At 34.4% G+C, this 2,053-nt stretch carries 2 protein-coding genes; both read right to left on the bottom strand.

Features of this window, described 5'->3' with window-relative positions:
• Positions 1 to 394: 394 nt before the first annotated feature.
• Positions 395 to 1,186, bottom strand: a complete 792-nt coding sequence (locus V7068_RS18605) for an alcohol dehydrogenase catalytic domain-containing protein (protein WP_499714019.1) — start codon at positions 1,184 to 1,186, stop codon at positions 395 to 397.
• A 133-nt stretch (positions 1,187 to 1,319) separates the two neighbouring features.
• Positions 1,320 to 1,619: a hypothetical protein gene (locus tag V7068_RS18610; RefSeq protein WP_499714020.1), complete on the bottom strand. Its 300-nt coding sequence runs from the start codon at positions 1,617 to 1,619 to the stop codon at positions 1,320 to 1,322.
• Positions 1,620 to 2,053: the final 434 nt, after the last annotated feature.

Here is a 2,053-nt window from a genome sequence, read left to right on the forward strand (position 1 = left end):
AAGTAGAATGTCAAATGCGTTTGCTTCATTGAAATCACTACCGAAAAGGCAACAAGAGATTGCAAAAGAATTTGCCCCTTCTAAAGGCCAAACATTAAAGCATGATAATGGTGCAAATTTGGGTAATCAGAAACCTAAGTACTGATAATTTTATTCCAAAAATATGAAAGCCTGTGAAATTTTACTTGTTGTAAAATTTCACAGGCTATTTCACTTCAGATGAGAGTTTTGTCTCAACCTCTCTACCTTTATTACAAAGAAAACTTATATTTATTCAAATACAGCGACTAAGCGGCCTTTAACTTCATGATTTTTCAGTTTTTCAATACCTTTGTCGATTTCTTCAAACGGAATTGTAATAAGATTTGGACTCATTTTTCCAGTAGCGAAGCAATCATATACACCTTTTAAGNNCTTTTGTAATCATTAAATAAGTATTGATATTAGATTCTAATTTACCCATACCTACAATTACAACTGTTCCCTGTGGTCTTACAGCTTCCAGTGCATCAGAAGTTGTTTGTCCAAAACCAGCAAAGTCAACAATAACGTCACATTCCACTTCTTTCATATCTAGAACAGTGTCGTAAACTTTGTTTGCCCCTAGTTCTTCAGCAAGTTTTCGAGCTTCTGGAGAAACATCTGTAGCGTACACTTCGCAACCTTTAATTAATGCCATTTGCAAAGCAAATTGACCAAGTCCACCGATACCGATAATTCCTAATTTTGTACCTTCTTTTGCTTGTCCAATACTGAAAAGAGCTCGATAAGCTGTAATTCCTGCATCTGTTGAAGCTGCCCCTTCTACAAAGGAAACTCCTTCAGGAATAATTACGCATTGATGAGCTGGAACACGGACTTTTTCTGCATAACCGCCGTCATATGTGTACCCAGCAGTAATTTTCGTTGCTCGATCCATTGGGTTAGCCCCAACTCGGTCTCCAACTTTAATATCTTCAACACCTTCACCCACTTCAATAACTACCCCAGCAAACTCATGCCCCATAATAACAGGACCATTTGGGAAAAGTGGCATCCAACCTGGATCTTGTAATGCTGCAACGTCCGAATGGCATAGACCAGCAGCTTTCACTTCTATAACAACTTGACCTGGAATTGCTTTTGGATCTTCTTTTTCAATCAATTCTAGTGGTTTGTTTGTACCTGAAAATAGCCAACCTTTCATAACTATCGCCTCCAAATTGTTTTACTTCTTTATTACACAATAGTATTATCTAATTTATATTCAATTAAAACATATTTAATTCGAGATATATTATAAATATACTTTACTCTTCATCTTACTATTTGTCAACAAACTAAACTTTTTGTTGTTTCGTATCTTCGGAATCATCTTCTCGTGAAACAGCTATTTTAACCGATTTCACATCCTCGTTCGTAAATCCCACCGAAACAGTAATTTCCTTATTTATATTCCAAAAGATAGTTATGGTCTGAACAGCAATGTCGTATGGTTGTTGAACTTGTGAAAGTAGCTTTTTATTCTGGGCAATTTCGAGACCATATGTTAAAAACAACTCACCATACTGTTTGCCATGTAACAACACCAAAGATGTACTATGTCTGCTACTGTCTAAAAAGTTTGTAACTGGATTCACTCATATAAAAACTCCTGAATTTAAGTTTCTCTTACCTGATTTATCATTTACAAAAATGTAGGAATTATACGTCTTTTTATCGTTTAAGACTTCAACACAGAACTACTATCTCCCAACTGTTCCTTCAGGGAGTTGAATTATTTTCATATATTGCATCAGCTTACTTCTACTCTTTTCTACCCCTTTCTTTACTCCACAAAATGGCCCTATTGTTGAACAATGAAATATTCTGCAAAATAGTTCTTTTTATCAATCTTTATTATAAATGATCAGACTTTTTTATAAATTATCGAATTTTATTTTAAATCCCCATATAGCAGGACAAGTAAAAAGTTCTGCTATATGGGGATTATTTTTTATATGAATTTCCAATTATATGCAGTTCCTGTGTCCTATTACCTTTTACTCTATAAAAAATACTCTAATTAGAGTAT

Origin of the sequence: Bacillus sp. JJ634, from assembly GCF_036962285.1 — a bacterium.
Lineage (GTDB): Bacteria > Bacillota > Bacilli > Bacillales > DSM-1321 > Peribacillus > Peribacillus asahii_A.